Annotated in this window: 19 protein-coding genes; 14 read left to right on the forward strand and 5 right to left on the reverse strand. The window is 44.4% G+C overall.

Annotated features, from left to right (window positions below; translation table 11 throughout):
• Positions 1-8: 8 nt before the first annotated feature.
• Positions 9-782 (reverse strand): hydroxyacylglutathione hydrolase, encoded by a 774-nt coding sequence (gene gloB / locus ACHUFM_RS04815; RefSeq protein WP_394180098.1) that lies wholly within the window; start codon positions 780-782, stop codon positions 9-11.
• An 88-nt stretch (positions 783-870) separates the two neighbouring features.
• Here gloB and ACHUFM_RS04820 point away from each other — a divergent pair, with 88 nt between their 5' ends.
• From ACHUFM_RS04820 to dnaQ, 3 genes are read left to right on the forward strand one after another with little or no spacing between them, the layout of a single operon-like run.
• Complete coding sequence (locus ACHUFM_RS04820; protein WP_394180100.1) at positions 871-1,611, forward strand: class I SAM-dependent methyltransferase; 741 nt, start codon at positions 871-873, stop codon at positions 1,609-1,611.
• The gene (gene rnhA / locus ACHUFM_RS04825) at positions 1,608-2,048 is read left to right on the forward strand and encodes a ribonuclease HI (RefSeq protein WP_394180102.1); all 441 of its coding nucleotides are present in this window, start codon (positions 1,608-1,610) and stop codon (positions 2,046-2,048) included. Before ACHUFM_RS04820 ends, rnhA begins: the two co-directional genes overlap by 4 nt.
• On the forward strand, positions 2,048-2,764 hold the full coding sequence (dnaQ, locus tag ACHUFM_RS04830) for a DNA polymerase III subunit epsilon (RefSeq protein ID WP_394180104.1): 717 nt from the start codon (positions 2,048-2,050) through the stop codon (positions 2,762-2,764). Before rnhA ends, dnaQ begins: the two co-directional genes overlap by 1 nt.
• 100 nt (positions 2,765-2,864) lie before the next feature.
• Here dnaQ and nhaB read toward each other — a convergent pair whose 3' ends face one another.
• Entirely contained in the window at positions 2,865-4,367 is a 1,503-nt protein-coding gene (nhaB, locus tag ACHUFM_RS04835; RefSeq protein WP_394180106.1) for a sodium/proton antiporter NhaB, read from the reverse strand.
• A gap of 169 nt (positions 4,368-4,536) precedes the next feature.
• Here nhaB and sohB point away from each other — a divergent pair, with 169 nt between their 5' ends.
• From sohB to ACHUFM_RS04865, 6 genes are all read left to right on the forward strand, one after another.
• Positions 4,537-5,580, forward strand: a complete 1,044-nt coding sequence (gene sohB / locus ACHUFM_RS04840) for a protease SohB (protein WP_394180332.1) — start codon at positions 4,537-4,539, stop codon at positions 5,578-5,580.
• 276 nt (positions 5,581-5,856) lie between these two features.
• A complete protein-coding gene (locus tag ACHUFM_RS04845; RefSeq protein WP_394180108.1) occupies positions 5,857-6,942 on the forward strand; it encodes a TRAP transporter substrate-binding protein in 1,086 nt (361 codons plus the stop codon).
• Between the two features lie 56 nt (positions 6,943-6,998).
• Positions 6,999-7,538: a TRAP transporter small permease subunit gene (locus ACHUFM_RS04850; protein WP_394180110.1), complete on the forward strand. Its 540-nt coding sequence runs from the start codon at positions 6,999-7,001 to the stop codon at positions 7,536-7,538.
• 33 nt (positions 7,539-7,571) lie between these two features.
• The gene (locus ACHUFM_RS04855) at positions 7,572-8,861 is read left to right on the forward strand and encodes a TRAP transporter large permease (protein ID WP_063333420.1); all 1,290 of its coding nucleotides are present in this window, start codon (positions 7,572-7,574) and stop codon (positions 8,859-8,861) included.
• 127 nt (positions 8,862-8,988) lie between these two features.
• Complete coding sequence (locus tag ACHUFM_RS04860) at positions 8,989-10,344, forward strand: cache domain-containing protein (protein WP_394180112.1); 1,356 nt, start codon at positions 8,989-8,991, stop codon at positions 10,342-10,344.
• A 24-nt stretch (positions 10,345-10,368) separates the two neighbouring features.
• A complete protein-coding gene (locus ACHUFM_RS04865; RefSeq protein ID WP_394180114.1) occupies positions 10,369-11,001 on the forward strand; it encodes a response regulator transcription factor in 633 nt (210 codons plus the stop codon).
• Positions 11,002-11,086: 85 nt separating this feature from the next.
• Here the strand turns inward: ACHUFM_RS04865 and ACHUFM_RS04870 are convergent, their stop codons facing one another.
• Genes ACHUFM_RS04870 through folX form a run of 3 tightly spaced genes read right to left on the reverse strand, consistent with a single transcriptional unit; the run spans position 11,087 to position 15,762 of the window.
• Positions 11,087-11,977 carry a hypothetical protein gene (locus tag ACHUFM_RS04870; RefSeq protein WP_394180116.1) on the reverse strand — a complete coding sequence of 297 codons (891 nt, stop codon included), beginning with the start codon at positions 11,975-11,977 and terminating at the stop codon, positions 11,087-11,089.
• Positions 11,974-15,387: a transcription-repair coupling factor gene (gene mfd, locus ACHUFM_RS04875; RefSeq protein WP_394180118.1), complete on the reverse strand. Its 3,414-nt coding sequence runs from the start codon at positions 15,385-15,387 to the stop codon at positions 11,974-11,976. The genes ACHUFM_RS04870 and mfd overlap by 4 nt, the downstream gene beginning before the upstream one ends.
• Before the next feature lie 6 nt (positions 15,388-15,393).
• Entirely contained in the window at positions 15,394-15,762 is a 369-nt protein-coding gene (gene folX, locus ACHUFM_RS04880) for a dihydroneopterin triphosphate 2'-epimerase (protein ID WP_394180120.1), read from the reverse strand.
• Positions 15,763-16,204: 442 nt separating this feature from the next.
• On the opposite strand from folX, the gene ACHUFM_RS04885 reads away from it, so the two are divergent.
• From ACHUFM_RS04885 to nqrE, 5 genes are read left to right on the forward strand one after another with little or no spacing between them, the layout of a single operon-like run.
• Positions 16,205-17,542: a Na(+)-translocating NADH-quinone reductase subunit A gene (locus tag ACHUFM_RS04885; RefSeq protein ID WP_394180122.1), complete on the forward strand. Its 1,338-nt coding sequence runs from the start codon at positions 16,205-16,207 to the stop codon at positions 17,540-17,542.
• A 3-nt stretch (positions 17,543-17,545) separates the two neighbouring features.
• Positions 17,546-18,742: an NADH:ubiquinone reductase (Na(+)-transporting) subunit B gene (locus ACHUFM_RS04890; RefSeq protein ID WP_394180124.1), complete on the forward strand. Its 1,197-nt coding sequence runs from the start codon at positions 17,546-17,548 to the stop codon at positions 18,740-18,742.
• On the forward strand, positions 18,735-19,535 hold the full coding sequence (locus ACHUFM_RS04895) for a Na(+)-translocating NADH-quinone reductase subunit C (protein ID WP_394180126.1): 801 nt from the start codon (positions 18,735-18,737) through the stop codon (positions 19,533-19,535). The genes ACHUFM_RS04890 and ACHUFM_RS04895 overlap by 8 nt, the downstream gene beginning before the upstream one ends.
• Entirely contained in the window at positions 19,535-20,197 is a 663-nt protein-coding gene (locus tag ACHUFM_RS04900; RefSeq protein WP_353668048.1) for an NADH:ubiquinone reductase (Na(+)-transporting) subunit D, read from the forward strand. The genes ACHUFM_RS04895 and ACHUFM_RS04900 overlap by 1 nt, the downstream gene beginning before the upstream one ends.
• On the forward strand, positions 20,198-20,806 hold the full coding sequence (nqrE, locus tag ACHUFM_RS04905) for an NADH:ubiquinone reductase (Na(+)-transporting) subunit E (RefSeq protein WP_394180128.1): 609 nt from the start codon (positions 20,198-20,200) through the stop codon (positions 20,804-20,806). It abuts the gene before it with no gap.
• Positions 20,807-20,832: the final 26 nt, after the last annotated feature.

The raw sequence follows: 20,832 nt of genomic DNA on the forward strand, positions 1-20,832 counted from the left end.
TATTCAGGTCAACTAAAACTGTCTTTTGCTCGCCTTACTTGACTGAAAGCGGCGCTCGGTTGACTGGCTACTTCTTCGTTAAGTTGCTGTGCCGCTTGAACTTTTACGGCCTTTATATGGGAACGTAAAAATGGATTGGTTTTTTTCTCTAATTTAAGATTGCTCGGTAAGGTGACTTGCTTTTGTTGGCGTAACGTTTGACAAGTTAGGTTCGCCTCTAACAGGCTTTGGTTTTGTGGCTCAAGAGACACAGCAAAGCGATAATTTGCAAGGGTATATTCGTGCGTACAATAGACCAGAGTATCATCCGGTAACGCTGAGATTTTCTGCATTGCTATTAACATTTGCTCCGCAGTGCCTTCCATGATACGCCCGCAGCCACCTCGGAAAAGGGTATCGCCGCTGAACAGTATAGGGGCGGGTTGTTCACTGAAATAACACAGATGATCCAGTGTGTGTCCTGGTGTTTCTAAGATGCGAAACGATCGCTCAAAAATGTTAACTTGGTCGTCTTCAGCCAGTGGGTGCGTAATCAGATGGGTTAAATGAGCGGGACCAAAAACCGGACATTGAAACGTTTCTTTTAGCTCAGCTACGCCACCTGTGTGGTCTTTATGATGGTGGGTGATCAGGATGCCAGCCAATTGTTTATCGTGTTGTTGGCAGTAATTTAACACGACATTGGCATCACCTGGGTCAACCGCCCAGATGAGGGAGGTATCATTGTGGCGGATTATCCAGATATAATTGTCTTGAAAGGCTGGAAGCGGAAAAATAATCATAAACTTTCTACTTTAATAAGAAGTCGATGTAAATCATGGCGTATCAAAGTTGGACTGGCGTCATGACGCGATAAAGAGATTTCATTGTATGTTGGATGATCAATCAAGACAATTGTTTCAAAACTGGTATGAAACGCCGCTTGGGGTGGATTTATTACAGTGTGAGTTACAGCAGATTGAAGCGGAATTGGACCTGGCCATTGGCTATTATTTGGTGTGCCAATCGCCTTTAAAACAGTTTTCCATAAAGCATGATCGATTGCGTGAAAGCTTGTTAATCGCGCCAACGCTGGAGCTGGGGGCGTCGGTTAACACTGTGGTGGCAAAAGCCTCTGAGTTGCCGTTTGAATCAGATGGCGTGGATGTGCATGTGTTTCACCATACGCTTGATGTGTCTTCTAGTCCCCACGATGATTTGCGTGAAGCTGCACGGACCTTACTGCCAAGCGGCAAGATAGTGATTGTTGGTTTTAACCCATGGAGTTGGTGGGGGATCAGAAGAGTATGTTCCAAGCGTGTCAAAGCGCCTTGGTGTGGACGTTTTATCCGCTATCAAAGACTGGAAGACTGGTTGAAAGTGGCGGGGTTGACTCTTGAGAGTAAGCATTTTATTTACTATGAGCCGCCACTTCAAAGTGCGAAATGGCGTAGTCGTTTTAACTGGTTAAATCGTTTGTTTAAAACATTGAAATTACCCTTTGGCGGGGTGTATGTGATGACCGCTACCAAGCATGTGAAACGTAATATTCCCTTAAGACCTCGTTGGTCAAGAGCGCGAGTGCGTGTTCCGCCATTAACCAAACCAACCGCAAAAGAGATAAAAGAGTGAAAGAAGTTGTAATTTATACCGATGGTGCGTGTAAAGGTAATCCCGGCATAGGTGGTTGGGGCGCTTGGCTGACCTTTGGGGGTCATGAGAAGCGTTTGTGTGGTGGCGAGCGTGACACGACCAATAATCGAATGGAATTAATGGGCGCCATCGAAGGCCTGAAAGCATTAAAAGAAGCTTGTGAAGTCACTCTGTATACAGACTCCTCTTATGTTCAAAAAGGCATCACGCAATGGCTTTCAGGATGGAAAAAGAAGGGGTGGATGACGGCTTCAAAGCAACCGGTCAAAAACAAAGACCTATGGCAGGCACTGGATGATGCTTGTCAAAAGCATCAGGTGACTTGGAAATGGGTCAAAGGTCATGCTGGTATTGAAGGTAACGAGATTGCTGATCAATTGGCGAATCAAGGCATTGAGGAGTTGAGGGCGCAATAATGAGACAAGTCATACTGGATACTGAAACAACGGGTATTGATCCGAAACAAGGTCATAGAATTATTGAAATTGGTTGTGTGGAAATGGTGGGGCGCAAGCTGACTAAAAATCATTTTCATGTTTACATCAACCCCGATCGTGAAATCGAAGAAGAAGCGTTTCGAGTTCACGGAATCAGTAATGAATTCTTAGCCGATAAACCCAGGTTCCATCAGGTCGCACAAGAATTTTTCGAGTTTATTAAAGGTGCAGAATTAATCATTCACAATGCGCCGTTTGATATAGGTTTTATCAACCATGAGTTTGCTTTACTTGGGGCAGGTTACCCGAAAGTTGCAGAGGTTTGTGGTGTCTTCGATAGCTTGGTTTATGCTCGTAAAAAGCATCCAGGTCAAAAAAATAATCTAGATGCCCTGTGTAAACGTTACGGCATTGATAATTCCCATCGTGATTTACACGGAGCCTTATTGGATTCGGAAATCCTAGCTGATGTGTATTTATTGATGACGGGGGGCCAAACCAGCCTTGGGTTGGCCAATAATTCGGATTCAGACTCAAGTGAAGAAGGCGATGCGGGTGAAATTCGCCGTTTATCCCCTGAACGACCAGCGTTAAAAGTGATTCGTGCCAGTGAAGAAGAGTTACAGGCACACGAAGAGCGTCTGGATTTGATTGAGAAGAAAGCAGGGCAAGCCTTGTGGCGAGCGAATCAATAAGCCCAATAAAGAATCCGATGATGTCATAAAAATGCCCGCTTACTTAGGCCTAAATTCAGGGGTAAGCGGGCATTTTTGTATCAAGCGCTTGCTGATTTGATTACAGTAAGTAGCTAACGCATAGGCCGCCAACGAGGCTCAATACGATTGTGTATGGCAAGGCCATCCAAACCATTTTGCCATAAGAAAGGCGCAATAGTGGGGCGATTGCAGAGGTTAGTAAGAATAAAAAAGCCGCTTGTCCGTTCGGTGTTGCCACACTGGGTAAATTAGTCCCTGTGTTAATGGCTACCGCTAACGTATTGAAGTGTTCGCGACTGATTAAACCACTGTCTAATGCTTCTTTTACTTCACCTATGTACACGGTCGCAACGAACACATTGTCACTGATCGCAGAGAGTAGACCATTCGCAATAAAGAACATGAGAGGTTGGGTTTCCGTTGGCAGATTGAGAACCACATCGATAATGGGCTGGAACAAATGCTGCTCGTGAATCACTGAAACAATGGTGAAGAACACCACCAATAAAGCGGTGAAAGGTAAGGCTTCTTCAAAAGCGTGACCGATTTGGTGCTCTTCTGTTATGCCGTTAAAAGCGGTCAGTAACACGATGACCATTAGGCCGACTAAACCCACTTCAGCGACGTGAAACGCCAGAGACAAAATCAGAATTAATGCCACAATGCCTTGGATAATTAATTGGGCTTTATGTCTAGGTGTACTCTTAAGAGATTCTTCTTTTTCGAAGTTCTTTAAAATGTTACGTACGTTCTCAGGCAAATGAGCGCCGTAGTCAAACCATTTGGTTTTTTCTAGAATAATCACAGTCAATAGACCGCATGCCAGTACAGGCATGGAGATAGGGGCAACTCGCGTGAAGAACTCTAAAAAGTCCCAGCCCGCCGTTTTGGCGATCAATAAGTTTTGCGGCTCTCCCACCAAAGTAGAAACACCACCCAGTGCGGTACCAATAGCGCCATGCATCAACAGACTACGTAAAAAAGAGCGAAATTCAGCGAGATCACTTTGGTTTACCGGTAGTATCTTGTCGTCGCTGTTTGGGTTGTGTTTGCCGCTGCTGGTCTGATCTGAGGCAACCTTGTGGTACACAGAGTAAAAGCCGACGCTGACGCTGATTAATACGGCAGTAACTGTTAAAGCATCTAGAAAGGCAGACATCACTGCAGCAGCGAAGCTGAAGACTAAGGAAATAATGACCTTAGAGCGGATTTTTACTAAGAGCTTGTTGAAAATAAACAACAGCATGCCTTGCATAAAGTAGATGCCCGCCACCATGAACATCAGCAACAATATGACATCGAAGTTTTTAATGACTTCGTGATACACACCATCGCTATTGGTTAGTCCTAATAATACCGCTTCTAATGCGATCAAACCGCCAGGCTGTAATGGGTAGCATTTCAATGCCATGGCAAGGGTAAAAATAAACTCGATGATAAGTAACCAACCGGTGATGAAAGGCCCTAATGTCACTACTGCAATGGGGTTTAGAATTAAAAAGGCGATCACTACTTGCTTGTACCAGAGAGGCGAACTGCCGAGGAAATTATTTCCCAGAGCATGGGATATAGAGGTTTTCATTAAGAGCTCCTTAAACGTAACTTGTGTGCAAGTTTTTTGCTTATTTTTAGATGCGCTGAATAATAAGGGATAAACAAGCTTGTATCTACGGTGAAAATGCATAAAAACCATTGTTATTTGCGTTTCATACCCCATTATTACAAAGACTTATAGAATTTAGAGGAAGATGATGTTGGAATTTCTAACGGACTATGCCGGTTTTTTGTTGAAGTTGGTCAGTGTCGCTATCGTGATTGGTGTATTGCTGGCGATGGTCGCAAATGGAAAACGTAAATCGCAGCCAGGCAGTTTGTCGGTGACTAAGCTGAATGAAAATTACGATTCCATGAAAGACGACTTGGATCGTCAATTGCTCGATAAGAAAACACTAAAAAGCCAGTTGAAAGAAAAGAAGAAGCAAGAAAAGCTAGAGAAAAAAGCCAATAAGAAGGCTCTGAAGGAAACCGAAGAAGCGCCGAAAAAACGCCTTTATGTGTTGGACTTCGATGGTGATATTAAAGCCTCAGCTGTGGCGTCAATGCGCGAAGAAATTACCGCTATATTGAGTGTGGCGACGGCAAAAGATGAAGTGGTCGTGCGTCTTGAAAGTGGTGGTGGTATGGTCCACAGCTACGGTCTAGCGGCGTCTCAATTGCAGCGTATTCGTGAAGCGAACATTCCCTTGACGATTTGTGTCGACAAGGTGGCCGCCAGTGGTGGTTATATGATGGCGTGTGTCGCCAATAAAATTGTCGCGGCGCCTTTTGCCATTTTGGGGTCGATTGGTGTGGTGGCTCAAGTGCCTAACGTTCACCGTCTGTTGGATAAGAGTTTGATTGACGTGGAGCTTCATACAGCTGGCAAATACAAGCGTACTTTGACTATGTTGGGTAAAAACACCGATGAAGGACGTGAAAAATTCAAACAAGACCTAGAAGACACTCATGGTTTGTTTAAGCGCTTTGTATCAGAGCAGCGCCCTCAGCTTGATATTGAAGAGATCGCAACGGGCGATACTTGGTATGGGCGTGAAGCGCTGGAAAATAAATTGGTTGATGACGTTATGACCAGTGATGCTTATTTGGTGGCGCAATATAAAGATTCAGAAGTTGTGCAGGTGTCTTATAAGCAGCCGAAAGGCATGGCCGAACGTTTTGGTTTGTCTGTATTTTCAGCGTTTGAACAAAAAGCGGTTACTTGGCTTGGTAAGTTGACTCAATCACGAGGCTTCTAAACACGCTAAGAACAAAAAGTCGCCCTGTTTGTTGCGGCGGCTTTTTATCCGCGCTTGGTATTTATTCTTCTCCCTTTGCCTGTCATCCTGACTGACGTTGATGCTATTCGGACCTTGTTATGATTTCCTTTTCTAAGTAGAAATACTGAATTCTGCTACGTAGTTTTTCCTTGTGTGTCGGTATTCGTACGAATTGTTTACACTTTTTATACGGGCGATGATCCATCCTGCTTGATCCAAACAATAAAAAAACAAGACAACAGGATGATAAAAACAATGAAGTCCTTAAAATTGACAACCCTTGTTGCTGCAACCGCAGTAACGCTAAGTGCGATTTCTCTGCCTGCCTTTGCTGCTGACAGAGTCTATAAACTGAAAATGGCCGAAACTTGGTCATCTAACTTTCCGATTTTTGGTGATGCGCCACGTAACATGGCTCGTATTGCTGATGAAATGTCGAATGGCCGTTTGAAAATCACCATCGATTCTGCCAACAAACACAAAGCGCCTTTAGGTGTGTTTGATATGGTTCGTTCTGGTCAATATGACATGGGTCACTCTGCGTCTTATTACTGGAAAGGCAAAGTGCCTAACACCTTATATTTCACAACCATGCCATTTGGTATGATCACCCCAGAACAATACGGCTGGTTCTACTACGGCGGTGGTATGGACTTGATGCAAAAAGTCTATAAACCATTCGGTTTGTTGTCTTTCCCTGGTGGTAATACGGGCAACCAAATGGGCGGCTGGTTTCAAAAAGAAATCAATTCTTTGGATGACCTGAAAGGTCTGAAGATGCGTATTCCTGGTTTTGCTGGTGAAGTGCTAGCGAAGTTAGGCGCTAAGCCAACCAATATTGCCTCTGGCGAGCTGTACACCGCTTTAGAGCGTCGTACTATCGATGCACTTGAGTGGGTGGGTCCTTCCCTTGATTTGCGCATGGGTTTCCACAAAATTGCACCTTACTACTACACAGGTTGGCATGAGCCAGCAACTGAGCTTCAATTCCTAGTGAATGAACGTACTTGGAAGAAATTACCAGACGATCTGCGTGAAATCCTTCGTACGTCGATGAAGTTAGCCTCTTATGATATGTACATTCAGTCTTATCATGAAAGTGCTGAAAACTGGGCGACGATGAAAACGGAATACCCGAATGTTCAGGTAAAAACCTTTCCGAAAGACGTGTTGCTGGCAATGAGAAAAGCCAACCAAGAGCTGCTTGATGAAAAAGCCGCGGAAGATCCTTTGGCGAAAGAAATTCTGGACTCTCAAGCAGACTACCTGAAAAAGGTACGTGTTTGGACCAACATTTCTGATCGCGCCTACCTTGATAGTGTTGATAGCCTAGCAGAATAAAACCTCTAAGCAGGGCGGATGGTCACCATTCGCCTTATTTTGTATAGGAGTTCGTAATGTTTTTAATCCACTTAGAGCGTGGCATTACTCGTTTTTCAAATGCGCTTGGTATGGTTTCAACCATATTGTTCATTGCTTTGCTGTTCAATGTTTTTTACGACGTGTTAATGCGCTATGCCTTCAATGATGTGTCCATTGCGATGCAAGAGTTAGAGTGGCATTTATACGCTGCTATTTTCTTGTTAGGCATTCCTTACGGGATACAGCATGGTGGTCATGTCCGCGTTGATTTGATCTATGAAAATTTAACCATTCGCGGTAAAGCTTGGATCGATTTGTTTGGCTGTGTGTTCTTCCTAATGCCATTCACCTTGTTGGTTGGCTATTACGGCATAAGCTTTTCTCATGAAGCTTTTTTGCTCGGTGAAACCAGTGGTGATCCAGGTGGTTTGCCTTATCGGTGGATTATAAAAGCGGTTATCCCTTTTGCCTTTTTCTCCATGGCGATTACTGGTCTTGGCATGATTATTCGCTGCATCAATGTGCTGCGAGGCGTGAGCGAAGAAGGTTTCTCACATCCGCCAATTCAGCATTAATTCTGGTCACCATTTTAAACTTGTAGGTTGTTTATGATTGGTATAATCATGTTTTTTGTTGCTCTGGTAATGCTATTACTGGGCTTCCCTGTTGCTTTTACCTTTGGTGGTATTGCTTTGATCTTTGGTGTCTTTGCCGAAGGTTTTGATATGTTTGCCTTTATGCCGTTCCGTATCCAAAGTTATATGGAAAATACGGTCATGATGGCGGTGCCTTTATTTGTCTTCATGGGCATCGTGCTGCAAAAGACACGATTGGCTGAGCAGTTACTTGAAGCCATGGGCAAACTGTTTGGTGGTGTTCGTGGCGGTTTGGCCATTTCGACTATTTTAGTTGGTGCTTTATTAGCGGCGTCAACTGGGGTAGTAGGGGCGAGTGTGGTGGCCATGGGGTTGATCTCTTTGCCGGTCATGCTGAAGTACAATTACAACAAGTCCTTAGCTTGTGGCACGATTTGCGCGTCAGGTACCTTAGGGCAAATTATTCCACCATCGATTATTTTGATCATACTCGGTGATGTATTGGGGATTCCAGTAGGGGATTTGTTTCAAGCCGCTCTCATGCCGGGTATGGTGTTGATTGGCTGTTACATCGCGTATATTTTGATTTTAACCTTTTTGAACCCTGATATGGCGCCAGCCATGCCTCAGGATTTGGATAAGGAAACTCGCGCGCAACAAATTCGCAGTGCTTTGAAAGCCATTATTCCGCCTTTGGCTTTGGTGTTAATTGTATTGGGTTCCATTTTTACGGGCATTGCGACGCCAACTGAGTCCTCTGCGCTAGGTGGTGTTGGTGCCATTGTTTTGGCGTTAATTTATCGTCAATTTAGTTGGAAAATGCTCTATGACAGTGGTCTAGAAACGGTCAAAGTCACTGCGATGGTGTTTGCTATCTTGATGGGGGCGACCGCTTTTTCCATGGCCTTCAGTTACACTGGCGGCGATTACATAGTGGAAGAGGCTTTGTTGAGCTTACCGGGTGAGAAGTGGGGATTTATCATTTTGGCCATGATCGCCATTTTGATATTGGGCTTCTTTATCGACTTCGTTGAAATTGCTTTTATTATCGTGCCGATTCTGGCTCCTGTTGCGGAAGCTTTGGGCATTAATATGGTGTGGTTCGCGATCTTGATTGCAATGAATTTGCAGACATCTTTCTTAACGCCACCTTTTGGATTCAGTTTGTTTTATTTGAAAGGGGTTGCACCCAGTTCAGTCAGGACAACGGACATCTATAAAGGGGTGACGCCGTTTATTCTGATTCAAATTCTTGTCTTGGCCAGTATTATGGTATTTCCTGGTTGGTATGGAATGAATTAGACTTAACCTATTCGTAAAGCACGATGTGTAAGCGGGTTTTGGCCCGCTTTTTCGCATTTTTACTTAACCGGTTTAATGTGTTGTGGCGGTTTGAGCGGCGCATAAAAATAAGAAATAAGGTGGTTTCGTGGGTCTAAAAAGTAAAATTATCTTACTTGCCATCGCCCCTTTGATTGCTGCGACGACGATCATTACCTATTTGGGCTTACAATCGGCCCGTGATTTGGCTTCTCAAGAGCTGTCTATCTACGAATTTAATTTGGTCAATGCTAAAAAGCAGGCGTTAAAAAATCACGTCAATATTGCCATGTCTGCGATTTTGCCAATACTTGAGAATACGGCTTTAACAGAGCAAGAAGCGCAATCTCAGGTGAAGGATATTCTGGCCAATTTGAGTTATGAAGACGACGGCTATTTTTTTGCTTACGAAATGACCGGGGTGAATTTAGTGCATCCTACTCAGCCGGATTTTGTGGGTAAAAACTTGTGGGATTTTCAGGATCGCTCAGGAAATTTCTTGATACAAGGTTTAATTCGCGCAGCACAAGCAGGTGGTGGCTATCATAGATACATTTGGGAAAAGCCACCGTTAATGATTCAGGAAGATAAAATTGGCTATGTGGTGGCGATCGATCGTTGGGATTGGATGATGGGTACTGGCTTATACTTAGACGATGTCTACGCTGAGTTGGCCAAAACCCAAGCGATTATGAATGATAATATTCAGCGCAGTTTTATCAGTGTCATTATTGTGGTCGTTATTACCGTGATTTTGGTGATTTTACTTGGGTTGGCGATTAACCTTCATGAACACAAATTAGCGGACTCCCGTTTGAAGGAAGTGGCGCAGCGTTTTATGCGTTTGCAGGTCAATGAGCGCCGTGGTTTTTCTCGAGAATTGCATGATGGAATTAATCAGTTGTTGGTGAGCTGTAAATTTCGCATTGAGTTGGCGGGTAATAAGCTCAAGCGAGAGCATGATAAAGACATAGTACAGCAGGAGCTCGTCAAAGCGAGTGATGTCATCGGTCAGACAATCAATGAAGTGCGGCAAATTTCACATAATTTGCGTCCCACTTTGTTGGACGATCTCGGTCTAGATACGGCATTGAAAGCGCTGATTGATCAATTTACGGAACGAACAGGGATTGAGGTGGAATATCATTTTCAGGTGCCGACTAAGTTACCTGACGAAATTGAGATTACCCTGTATCGACTGACTCAAGAGTCGTTAACCAATATTGAAAAACACGCTCATGCGACTTTGATTGAATTGCAAGTCTGGCAATCTGATCGATATATTGTCTTTGAGTGTTTGGACAATGGTAGGGGCTTCTCTCATAAAGGGGAATTATCTTCTGGCATTGGACTGATCAATATGCGAGAGCGATTAGAGTTGATTGGTGGTGATTTTATATTGGAATCTCAGCGTGGCAAGGGTACTAAGGTGCATGCTTCATTGCCGCTGGAGAAATCATTTTAGCAGATCAAAAAAAGAGCGATAAAAATGACAAAAAAAATCCGCGTTCTCTTAGTTGATGATCATATGTTGGTGCTGGATGGGCTGCAAGCGCGTTTGGAACTGGAAGATAATATCGACATCATAGCGACAGCTTCAAATGGTTTGGAAGCCTTAGAAAAAGCCCATGAATCAAACCCGGATTTGATCTTAATGGATGTTTCTATGCCTGTGTTAAATGGCTTAGAAGCGACGAAACGCTTTAAGGCTGAGTTGCCAAGCGTTAAAATTTTAATGCTCAGCATGCATCATGATAAAGAGTATATTTTGTCGCTGATCCAATCTGGCGCTAATGGCTACATACTCAAAGACGTGTCTTCTGAGGAGTTGGTGCAAGCGATTAATACGGTTTATCAGGGCGGAACGTATTTCAGTTCTGGTGCTTCAGATTCCTTGTTTTCCCCTGTCACTGAGTCGAAACGTTATGAAGAATTAACTAAGCGTGAAGTGGCGGTGTTAAAAGAAGTGGCCATTGGTTTGTCTAATAAGGAAATTGCCCAGTCTTTATCTATTAGCGTGAGAACAGTCGAAACTCACCGTCAGAATCTAAAGAATAAATTGGACATTCATACTTCTGCTGGGTTAATCAAATACGCTATAGAGCACGAATTAATTGATTGAGGCTTTGTGATCTTGTTTGTCTTATTGCGCTGTCACAACAAGACAAACAAGGTCTTTTTCGCTGGAGGATAAGGCGTCGGAAGCGCTATTCGCTTGGCGCAATTTGCAGCGGAGCGGTAATCGCCTGAGGTCGAGTGAGCTCATTGGTACTGTTTAACGTATCAAATGTGAGGCTTTGGCCCGTTTCAGGGGACATGGTTTTAAGGACAATTTTTTCAACGGCTTCTTCTAGTGCTAGCGGTTGAAAATACAGCAGCGTCCCAATGGTCGGGTGGTCTAAGTAGTTGAGTTTTTTGCTGGCGGTCTTGTTGTGTATGTCGAGTGTTAAAACAAGGGCGGGTTCAAAGGCTTTCAAATCTTTAGTGTTCGCTTGCTCAGATGCTTGGTTAGACTCCTGATTGGAGAAGAATAGGCGGTTTTGATTCTCGTCAATGGGGAGGGATGCATCCGGTTGGGTGAAACTATCAAATAAAAAGTGCTTGTATTGAATGTCTGATTCTAAGTAACGACCCAGTTTGATATGAATGTCGCCAGTCAATTCTGGGTAACCATCTTTTATTTCGTCGCTGTGAAACGATTTTTCAATGGTGTCACCAGGGTGTCGAAAGATCAAAGTCCATTGTTGATTCGATAAAATTCGAACATGCTGTCCTAATTTCGCTGCAATTTTGACCAATGGCTCAGGTAAGCCAGGCTGGCTTGCAGGTTCGGTCACTTCATTTTCTGTGACATTGGTTGGTGTTTCCTGTGTTGTCGCCGACGCATCGGTCATTGTTTCCGCGAGACGAAATAGACCTTCCGTAGTGAGGATGTTCTTGTAGTCAATTTGCTCACTGGTTTGATCATCTGGCCAAATGAAGGTGACGATGTAACCTTCATAGGCTCTGGCCGTATCAGGGTCGATGGGCTCATCAATCGCTTGACTTTGACTGCTGATAAAAAGCAGCGTGAAAAGAGTAAAGGCTAATTTTTTCAATGTAATAATTCCAACGTTTTGGTGGTCTGTTGGAAGCGATCTTCAGAACTGTTCATATTGGCAAGGAACTTGAGGGTATCCGAGCCAGCCAGTTTGTATGTCTCTGGCTTTTTCTGAATCAGGCTGATTAACTTCATTGGGTCAACAGGCGTTTTGCTATTAAAGAAGATTTTACCTTCTTTTGCGTTTGCTTCAATTTTATTAATGCCAAGTTGTTCGGCTTTTAGCTTTATTTCCGTTTGGCGGAACAAATTCTTCGTGGCATCGGGTAATAACCCAAAGCGATCAATCATTTCGACTTGCAAGTCTTTCAACTCTTCGCTGGTGTTGGCGTTGGCGATACGCTTGTACAAAATTAAGCGGGAATGCACATCGCCTAGGTAGTCTTCTGGGATCAGTGCAGGGACGCGCAGATTAATGTCGGTTTGTGCAGGTGTTGAGATATCGACATCGGGCGATTCGCCATTTTTCAGGGATTTCACCGCACGATCCAGCATTTCCATGAAAAGAGAGAAACCAACATGTTCAATGTGACCACTTTGCCCGTCGCCCAACAGTTCGCCTGTACCTCGAATTTCTAAATCGTGGGTGGCTAAGGTAAAGCCAGCGCCTAGAGTATCAGCTAAACTGATGGCTTCAAGGCGTTTCTCCGCATCTGGGGTGACTTTGCGGTCATTTGGTGTCAGTAGGTAGGCGTAAGCTTGATGATGAGAACGGCCCACGCGACCACGTAATTGGTGCAATTGTGCTAAGCCAAATTTATCGGCTCGCTCAATAATAATGGTGTTGGCATTGGGGATATCAATGCCAGTTTCGATTATGGTTGAACAAACTAACACATTAGCACGTTTGTGATAGAAATCAGACATGACTTGTTCTAGTTCTCGTTCGCGCATTTGACCATGGCCGACCATTACTCGAGCTTCTGGAATAAGTGTTTCTAATTCTTCTGCAGCTTTTTGAATGGTTTGTACTTCATTGTGTAAGTAGTAGACCTGTCCGCCGCGATGAAGCTCTCGTAAAATGGCTTCTTTGACTTGGTTTTCGTCTTTTTGTTTGACGAAGGTCTTAACTGACAGACGTTTGGCGGGTGGGGTGGCAATAATAGACAGATCACGAATGCCTGACAGGGACATATTAAGCGTCCGCGGGATCGGAGTGGCTGTTAACGTTAGGATATCGACTTCGGATCTGAGGGTTTTGAACTGTTCTTTTTGTTTGACTCCGAACCGGTGTTCTTCATCAATGATGACCAAGCCTAAATTGGCAAATCGAATGTCCCCTTGGATCAGTTTGTGTGTGCCAACCACAATGTCCGCTTTGCCACTTTCTAAGCGATCAATGGCTGTGGTGGTTTGTTTGCCGGAGCGAAACCGTGATAGCAATTCTACTTCGACTGGCCAATCAGCAAAACGATCACAGAAATTTTCATAATGTTGTTGAGCCAGTAGGGTGGTGGGGACTAACACGGCAACTTGCTTGCCATCTTGAACGGCAAGAAAAGCGGCGCGCATGGCGACTTCGGTTTTACCAAATCCAACATCGCCACAGACCAGTCTATCCATGGTTTTTGGGGATGACATGTCTTGTATGACCGCATCGATGGCCATTTGCTGATCTGGTGTTTCTTCAAAAGGGAAACCCGCTGCAAAAAGTTCATATTGGTCATCCGGTTTTGCAAAATTATGACCCACTTTGGATTCGCGTTTAGCATAGATTTCCAATAGTTCGGCTGCGGTGTCGCGGGCTTTTTCAGCGGCTTTCTGTTTGGCGACGCTCCATTTATCTGTGCCTAATTTATGCAATGGTGCAGTGTCTTCGTCGGCACCGGTATAGCGCGAAATAAGCTGCAATGAGGAGACGGGAACATAAAGCTTAGCGTCGTTGGCGTAGCCGAGTGTCAGCAGTTCGGTTTCTTGGCCGTCTATTTCTAAATTGGTCAGGCCAAGGTAGCGTCCCACACCATGGTCAATGTGAACTACAGGGGCATTCATGCGTAGTTCGGTAAGGTTACGAATGATGGCGTCTTCACTGATGTTCTGTTGTTTGTTGCGACGTCGGTGTTGTGAGACGCGTTCGCCAAGTATGTCGCTTTCAGGAATTAGTGAGACGTCATTTGAAATGGCGAAACCTCTTCCTATTCGCCCTGCTGTAATCGCGAGCGGATGATCTGTCTGTATGAAATCAGCCCAATCATTGACTTGTTTAGGCGCGATTTGATGTTTTTTGAGCAGGTCTAGCAGAGCCTCTCGTCGACCTGCGGATTCCGCCACGATCAACACTCGGTTCTGGGTGACGTTTAAATAGTGTTTTAATGCCGCTAATGGAGCGTCGGCTTTCGAATCAATTTTAACATTGTCGATGGCTTGGTATTGAGGGTGAACCCCTTGCGCGGAAAAGATGACATTGCTGTATTGATTGAGCAGACTGAAGACTTCGTTTTCTTTTAAGGTGACTTCATCCGGCGTCAAAATAGGGCGCTCTATGTTGTAGCTTAAAGATTCATAGCGACTGCGAAAGTCTAATTGCACACTGGCCAGTTGTTCATTGAAGGCGTCAGAGCGGATGATTAAGGTGTCGGTATTCAGGTAGTCGAACAGGCTTGATGTTTGTTCGAAAAATAAGGGTAGATAATATTCGATGCCTGCAGGCATTAGACCGCTGGAGATGTCCTGGTAAATTGGGCAAGACAAAGGGTCTACGTCGAATCGTTCTCGGAACGCTTTACGAAAGTGTTGAATGCTTTGGCTGGTGGTTGGAAATTCTCTTGCCGGTAGCATGTTAATTTCTGTGACTTTATTAATACTGCGCTGGGTGTCTGGATCAAACCAACGAATAGAGTCAATGTCATTATCGAACCAGTCAATTCGGACCGGGTTTTTTGCGCCAGTCGGAAAGATGTCCATGAGCGCACCGCGAATCGCGAACTCACCATGTTCATGAACGGTGTCTACATTTAAATAACCCGCTTTGCTTAGTTTGTCTGCCAATATTTCCACAGGCAGTTGTTGGCCTTCTTTCAGGTGAAAGCGTTCTCGATCAAGGTGCTGTTTCGGACATAGGCGAGTCATACAAGAGGCTACGGTGGCCAGTATGATCGGGTTGTTGCTCTCATTAATCTTGGCAAGCGTTTCGAGTCGTTGCGAGATAATGTCCTGATGGGGGGAGAAGGCGTCGTACGGTAAGGTTTCCCAATCACTGAATCTAAGTACTTGTTGTTGTGATGTTCTTAAAAAATGAATTTCATCCTCTAGCTCATTGAGCTCGGCAACCGTATTGACCATATAAAGGATGGGGGTGTTGTATTGTGCTGATATCGCGAGAAGTTGCAGGGCTTTGCGGCTGCCTTCTAGACCTTGGATGTGGTTTTTGAATCCCGGCTTTAGGGTAATGGACATGTTGTGTGTCATTGGGTTTTATTGTTCTCGAGTAGCGGAGAGGGTTAAAGAAACAGAGTCGGCGAATCTTAATGCGTGTGGCTTAGCCACTTCTACCTTGGCAAAGGTGACATGACTGGGCGACATGCAAATTTCCAATAAATCAGCTGTTAGCTTTTCCAGTAATAAAAAGCGATTGTTTTCAGTGTGGGCTATCATTTGTTTACAGATGGTTCGATAGTTAACCGCGTTTTCAACATCATCAGTATTATAGGCTTGATCGGCAGGGTAGTGAATCCAAGCGTTGATGACGACATCTTGTTTGTTGGTTTTTTCAGATTCATTGAATCCAATAAAGGTTCGTAGGCGTAAATTACTAATATGAATCTGAGCGTCAGGTTTGATCATAAAATTTTGCTTCCGTGTTTGATGGCCCACTGTTTATAAGTAAGCAATATTGTGGCGGTTTCGTTCTGCTATATCAACTTAGCAATCAGAATGCTTTTTTCTATACTGAAAAAAGTCGTCTTTGGATTGCTTTGTTTATGGATAACAGTAGGTCGTTAGAATTTCGTTGTGATAAACCAACAAAAAAGGCCTGTTTTTTGTACGGAAAATAGACGAATGAGAAAAAACTCGTAGTTTTCGATCAATCTTGCTGCTCAAAGACAGTGCGATACGCTGGTCAATGTCGACAATGATCATTATAATACGTCGGTTTTTAGGTGAAGTGAGTTTGTGTTTTTAGCTATCTTTACGTTAGCTAAACGCTTGTACATGCTTTCCCGGAGGGGGGTATAAGCAATGACGCATTACGCTTTTGTGTTCAATTTATTGTTGGGCAGAACATATGTATAAAATTACAAAAGGCCTTGATCTTCCGATCTCAGGTGCTCCCAAGCAAGTGATTGAGAGTACGTTAGCAGCAAAAACAGTTGCTTTGATCGGTCCTGACTATCATGGAATGAAACCGACCATGCTGGTTCAGGAAGGGGATAAGGTAAAGAAAGGGCAAGTTATCTTTACGGATAAAAAAACGGAAGGTGTAAAGTATACCGCCCCAGCCTCTGGTACCATCGCTGCGATTAATCGCGGTGAGCGACGTGTATTTCAATCTATCCTGATTAATGTAGAAGGTGACGAGTCCGAAACCTTCGCGGCTTATTCTGGATCAGAATTAAAATCTTTAGAGCGTAGTAAAGTGGTTGATAATCTAGTTGATTCTGGATTATGGACGGCATTCCGTACACGCCCTTTCTCAAAAGTTCCAGGTGTTGATACTGCACCGAGTTCTATCTTTGTTACGGCGATGGACACGAATCCATTGGCGGCCAACCCTGAAGTTGTCCTAGCTGAGCAGGCGGAAGCGTTTGCCGATGGTTTGACAGTGTTAACGCGTTTGACAGACGGCAAGGTGTTTGTTTGTAAAGCCCCGGGTGCGAAAGTGCCGACAACGTCTGATGTGGCCGTTGAAGAATTTGCAGGTGTGCACCCTGCAGGGCTTGCTGGAACACATATTCACTTCCTTGATCCTGTTAGTGATAAAAAAACGGTTTGGTCTATTAATTATCAAGACGTCATTGCCATCGGTAAATTGTTTGTTACGGGTGAGTTAAGTGTTGAACGTGTGGTGGCATTAGCTGGACCGCAAGTGAAAAACCCTCGTCTCGTCCGTACTCAACTAGGTGCAAGTCTAGAACAGTTAACTGCGGGTGAATTGTCAGAAGATGACAATCGTATCGTTTCCGGTTCTGTGTTGTCTGGACGTAATGCATTTGGTCCTTTTGCTTTCTTGGGTCGTTACCACCATCAGGTATCGGTATTGCGTGAAGGTCGTGAGCGTCAAATGATGCACTATCTTCGTGCCGGTGTCGAAAAGCACTCTCTAATGAATGTGTTTATTTCCAAACTGACAGGTAAAAAGTCATTTGAAATGTCGACGACAACCAATGGTAGTGACCGTACTATGTTGCCACTTGGTAACTTTGAACGCTTGATTCCGATGGATATTCTGCCAACTCAATTGCTGCGTGCATTGGTGGTGAATGACACAGAGCAAGCTCAAAAGCTAGGTGCGCTTGAGTTAGATGACGAAGATTTGGCACTTTGTACTTACAGTTGTTCTGGTAAGTTTGAGTACGGTCCTATTCTTCGTAGTTGCCTAACTCTAATCGAGAAAGAGGGTTAATTCATGGGACTTAGAAAAGTACTTGATAAAATGGAGCCTGAATTCCATTCAGGTGGTAAATACGAAAAGTGGTACGCGCTTTACGAAGCCGTTGATACTATTTTCTACCGTCCAAGCTCTGTAACGAAAAATGGTTCCCATGTTCGTGATGCGGTTGATATGAAACGTATCATGATTCTTGTTTGGATGTGTACTTTCCCAGCGATGTTCTTTGGTATGTACAACATTGGCTTACAAGCCAATACTGCCATGGAAGTAATGGGAGTGACTGCTGCAGATACATGGCGTCACGCTGTGATCGGTGGTTTAACAAATTATGACCCAAGTAGCATCTGGGACAACATGATTTACGGTGCGATGCATTTCTTGCCGGTTTATCTTGTGACCTTTGTTGTCGGTGGTTTCTGGGAAGTTCTGTTTGCTGCAGTGCGTAAGCACGAAGTAAACGAAGGCTTCTTTGTTACTTCTATCCTATTCTCTCTTTCTCTTCCAGCGACTGTGCCACTATGGCAAGTTGCCTTGGGCATCACTTTTGGTGTGGTTCTGGCGAAAGAGGTGTTTGGTGGTACAGGTAAAAACTTCTTGAACCCAGCACTTGCTGGCCGTGCTTTCTTGTTCTTTGCTTACCCAGCATCTATGTCGGGTGATGCGGTTTGGACAGCCGTTGATGGTTTCTCTGGTGCAACCGCGCTAAGTCAATTAGCGGCAAGCGGTGTACCTGGTGTGACGGTTGCTTGGTCTGATGCTTTCTTTGGCTTCATTCAAGGTTCAATGGGTGAAACATCAACCTTGGCGATCCTTATCGGTGGCGGTGCGTTGTTGATCATGCGAATTGCTGCTTGGCGTATTGTCGCTGGTGTCATGCTAGGTATGGTTGGCATGTCATTACTGTTCAACGTGATTGGTTCAGACACCAACCCTATGTTTGCTACCCCATGGTACTGGCATTTGGTATTGGGTGGTTTCGCGTTCGGTATGATGTACATGGCAACTGACCCTGTATCCGCGTCTATGACGAACCGAGGTAAGTGGTGCTATGGTGCGCTGATTGGTCTAATGGTTGTCTTGATTCGTGTTGTTAACCCAGCTTACCCAGAGGGTATGATGTTGGCAATCTTATTTGCGAATTTGTTCTCGCCATTTATTGACCACTTTGTTGTTCAAGCGAACATTAAACGGAGGATTGCACGCAATGGCTAGCAGTAACGATAGCATTAAAAAGACCATTCTTGTCGCGTTTGCTTTGTGTCTTGTGTGTTCTATTTTTGTCGCCGCCGCGGCAGTCGGTTTGAAGCCGATTCAGAATGCGAATAAAGATGAAGACCGCAAGCGTAATATTTTGTCCGCAGCCGGAATGCTTGAAGATGGTAAGTCGGTTGATGAGATCTTTGCGTCAGTAGAGGCTCGCATCGTCGATTTGCAAACAGGTGAATTCGCGTCAGCTGAAGAGTTGAAAGCGGAAGGTATCAACCCTGAGACGTTTGATCAGAAAGCCGCAGCGAAAGACCCAAGCTTGTCGATTGCTTTATCAGGTGAAAATGATCCAGCCGGTATTAAACGTCGTTCAAATTACGCATCTGTTTATTTGGTGATGTCAGGTGACGAAATTGAACGCGTTATTTTACCCGTTCATGGTTATGGCCTATGGTCGACTATGTATGGGTTTATGGCATTGGAGAGCGACTACAATACAGTGATCGGTTTTGGTTTCTATGACCAAGGGGAAACGCCTGGATTGGGTGGTGAAGTTGATAATCCTAACTGGAAAGCGCTTTGGAAAGGTAAGGAAGTTTACAATGATCAAGGTCAGGCGGTTATTGCGCTTGCTAAAGGTGGTGTAGACAGTTCTGATCCAGATGCCTCTCACAAGGTGGATGGCCTATCTGGTGCAACATTGACCAGTCGTGGTGTGACTCACCTTGTTCAATACTGGTTGGGTAAAGAAGGCTTTGGTCCTTTCTTATCTCATCTTCGTAGCGAAGGAGTTGAATAATGTCTGATGTTAAAAACGTCCTTTTTGGACCAATTCTGTCTAATAACCCGATTGCTTTACAGATTCTAGGTATTTGTTCTGCGTTGGCGGTAACAAGTAGTTTGAGTGTGTCTTTGGTTATGGCGATTGCCTTAACTTTGGTAACAGCGTTCTCTAACTTTTTTATCGCTATCATTCGAAACCATATCCCAAACAGCATCCGTATCATTGTACAGATGATCATTATTGCTTCTTTGGTAATTGTGGTGGATCAGGTTTTGAAAGCGTTTGCTTTTGAAATCAGTAAGCAATTGTCCGTATTTGTTGGTTTGATTATTACTAACTGTATCGTAATGGGGCGTGCTGAAGCCTTCGCTATGAAGAATGGCCCTGGTATGAGTTTCCTAGACGGTATTGGTAATGGTCTTGGTTACAGTGCGATGTTGATTATTGTTGCCTTTTTCCGTGAATTGTTGGGTGCGGGTAAATTGTTCGGTGTAGAAATTTTCGCGACCGTACAAAATGGTGGTTGGTATCAGCCAAATGGTTTGATGCTATTGCCACCAAGTGCATTCTTTGTCATCGGTTTGGTTATCTGGGCGCTACGTGCTTACAAGAAAGAGCAAGTAGAAGAGCCAGAGTTCAAAATTGCGGCTAATTCACGTGCGCAGGAGGCCCTATAAATGGAACACTTAATCAGTCTTTTTGTTAAGGCGGTATTTGTTGAGAACATGGCGCTTGCCTTCTTCCTTGGTATGTGTACTTTCTTGGCTTTGTCCAAAAAAGTAGAAACAGCCATTGGTTTAGGTATTGCTGTTATTGTGGTCTTAGCCATTACGGTTCCTTTAAACAATGTATTGTATAAAAACCTGTTGGCAGATGGCGCACTTGAGTGGGCGGGTCTTGGTAACGTGGATCTGAGCTTCCTTGGTCTATTGAGCTACATTGGTGTGATCGCCGCGGTGGTTCAAATCCTTGAGATGACTCTCGATAAATACATGCCGGCATTGTATAACGCCCTTGGGGTGTTCTTACCACTGATCACTGTAAACTGTGCCATCATGGGGGCGTCCCTGTTCATGGTAGAGCGTGACTATAACTTCAGTGAAAGTTTGGTTTACGGTGTGGGCGCTGGTGTTGGTTGGGCGCTTGCAATTGCCGCCCTTGCTGGTATTCGCGAGAAACTTAAGTATTCAGATGTACCTGCTGGTCTACGTGGTTTAGGTATTACCTTCATCACGGTCGGTCTGATGAGCTTAGGTTTTATGTCATTCTCTGGTGTACAGCTTTAATCGGCCGTACATTTGGACAACGAAGA

Origin of the sequence: Marinomonas posidonica (genome assembly GCF_043643765.1) — a bacterium.
In the GTDB taxonomy this organism is placed as follows: domain Bacteria; phylum Pseudomonadota; class Gammaproteobacteria; order Pseudomonadales; family Marinomonadaceae; genus Marinomonas; species Marinomonas posidonica_A.

Excerpts from the sequence above, each read along its gene's own strand:
- gloB (WP_394180098.1), bottom strand. The coding sequence starts at position 782 with ATGATTATTTTTCCGCTTCCAGCCTTTCAAGACAATTATATCTGGATA.
- ACHUFM_RS04820 (WP_394180100.1), top strand. The coding sequence starts at position 871 with ATGTTGGATGATCAATCAAGACAATTGTTTCAAAACTGGTATGAAACG.
- dnaQ (WP_394180104.1), top strand. The coding sequence starts at position 2,048 with ATGAGACAAGTCATACTGGATACTGAAACAACGGGTATTGATCCGAAA.
- nhaB (WP_394180106.1), bottom strand. The coding sequence starts at position 4,367 with ATGAAAACCTCTATATCCCATGCTCTGGGAAATAATTTCCTCGGCAGT.
- sohB (WP_394180332.1), top strand. The coding sequence starts at position 4,537 with ATGTTGGAATTTCTAACGGACTATGCCGGTTTTTTGTTGAAGTTGGTC.
- ACHUFM_RS04845 (WP_394180108.1), top strand. The coding sequence starts at position 5,857 with ATGAAGTCCTTAAAATTGACAACCCTTGTTGCTGCAACCGCAGTAACG.
- ACHUFM_RS04850 (WP_394180110.1), top strand. The coding sequence starts at position 6,999 with ATGTTTTTAATCCACTTAGAGCGTGGCATTACTCGTTTTTCAAATGCG.
- ACHUFM_RS04855 (WP_063333420.1), top strand. The coding sequence starts at position 7,572 with ATGATTGGTATAATCATGTTTTTTGTTGCTCTGGTAATGCTATTACTG.
- ACHUFM_RS04865 (WP_394180114.1), top strand. The coding sequence starts at position 10,369 with ATGACAAAAAAAATCCGCGTTCTCTTAGTTGATGATCATATGTTGGTG.
- mfd (WP_394180118.1), bottom strand. The coding sequence starts at position 15,387 with ATGACACACAACATGTCCATTACCCTAAAGCCGGGATTCAAAAACCAC.
- folX (WP_394180120.1), bottom strand. The coding sequence starts at position 15,762 with ATGATCAAACCTGACGCTCAGATTCATATTAGTAATTTACGCCTACGA.
- ACHUFM_RS04885 (WP_394180122.1), top strand. The coding sequence starts at position 16,205 with ATGTATAAAATTACAAAAGGCCTTGATCTTCCGATCTCAGGTGCTCCC.
- ACHUFM_RS04890 (WP_394180124.1), top strand. The coding sequence starts at position 17,546 with ATGGGACTTAGAAAAGTACTTGATAAAATGGAGCCTGAATTCCATTCA.
- ACHUFM_RS04895 (WP_394180126.1), top strand. The coding sequence starts at position 18,735 with ATGGCTAGCAGTAACGATAGCATTAAAAAGACCATTCTTGTCGCGTTT.
- ACHUFM_RS04900 (WP_353668048.1), top strand. The coding sequence starts at position 19,535 with ATGTCTGATGTTAAAAACGTCCTTTTTGGACCAATTCTGTCTAATAAC.
- nqrE (WP_394180128.1), top strand. The coding sequence starts at position 20,198 with ATGGAACACTTAATCAGTCTTTTTGTTAAGGCGGTATTTGTTGAGAAC.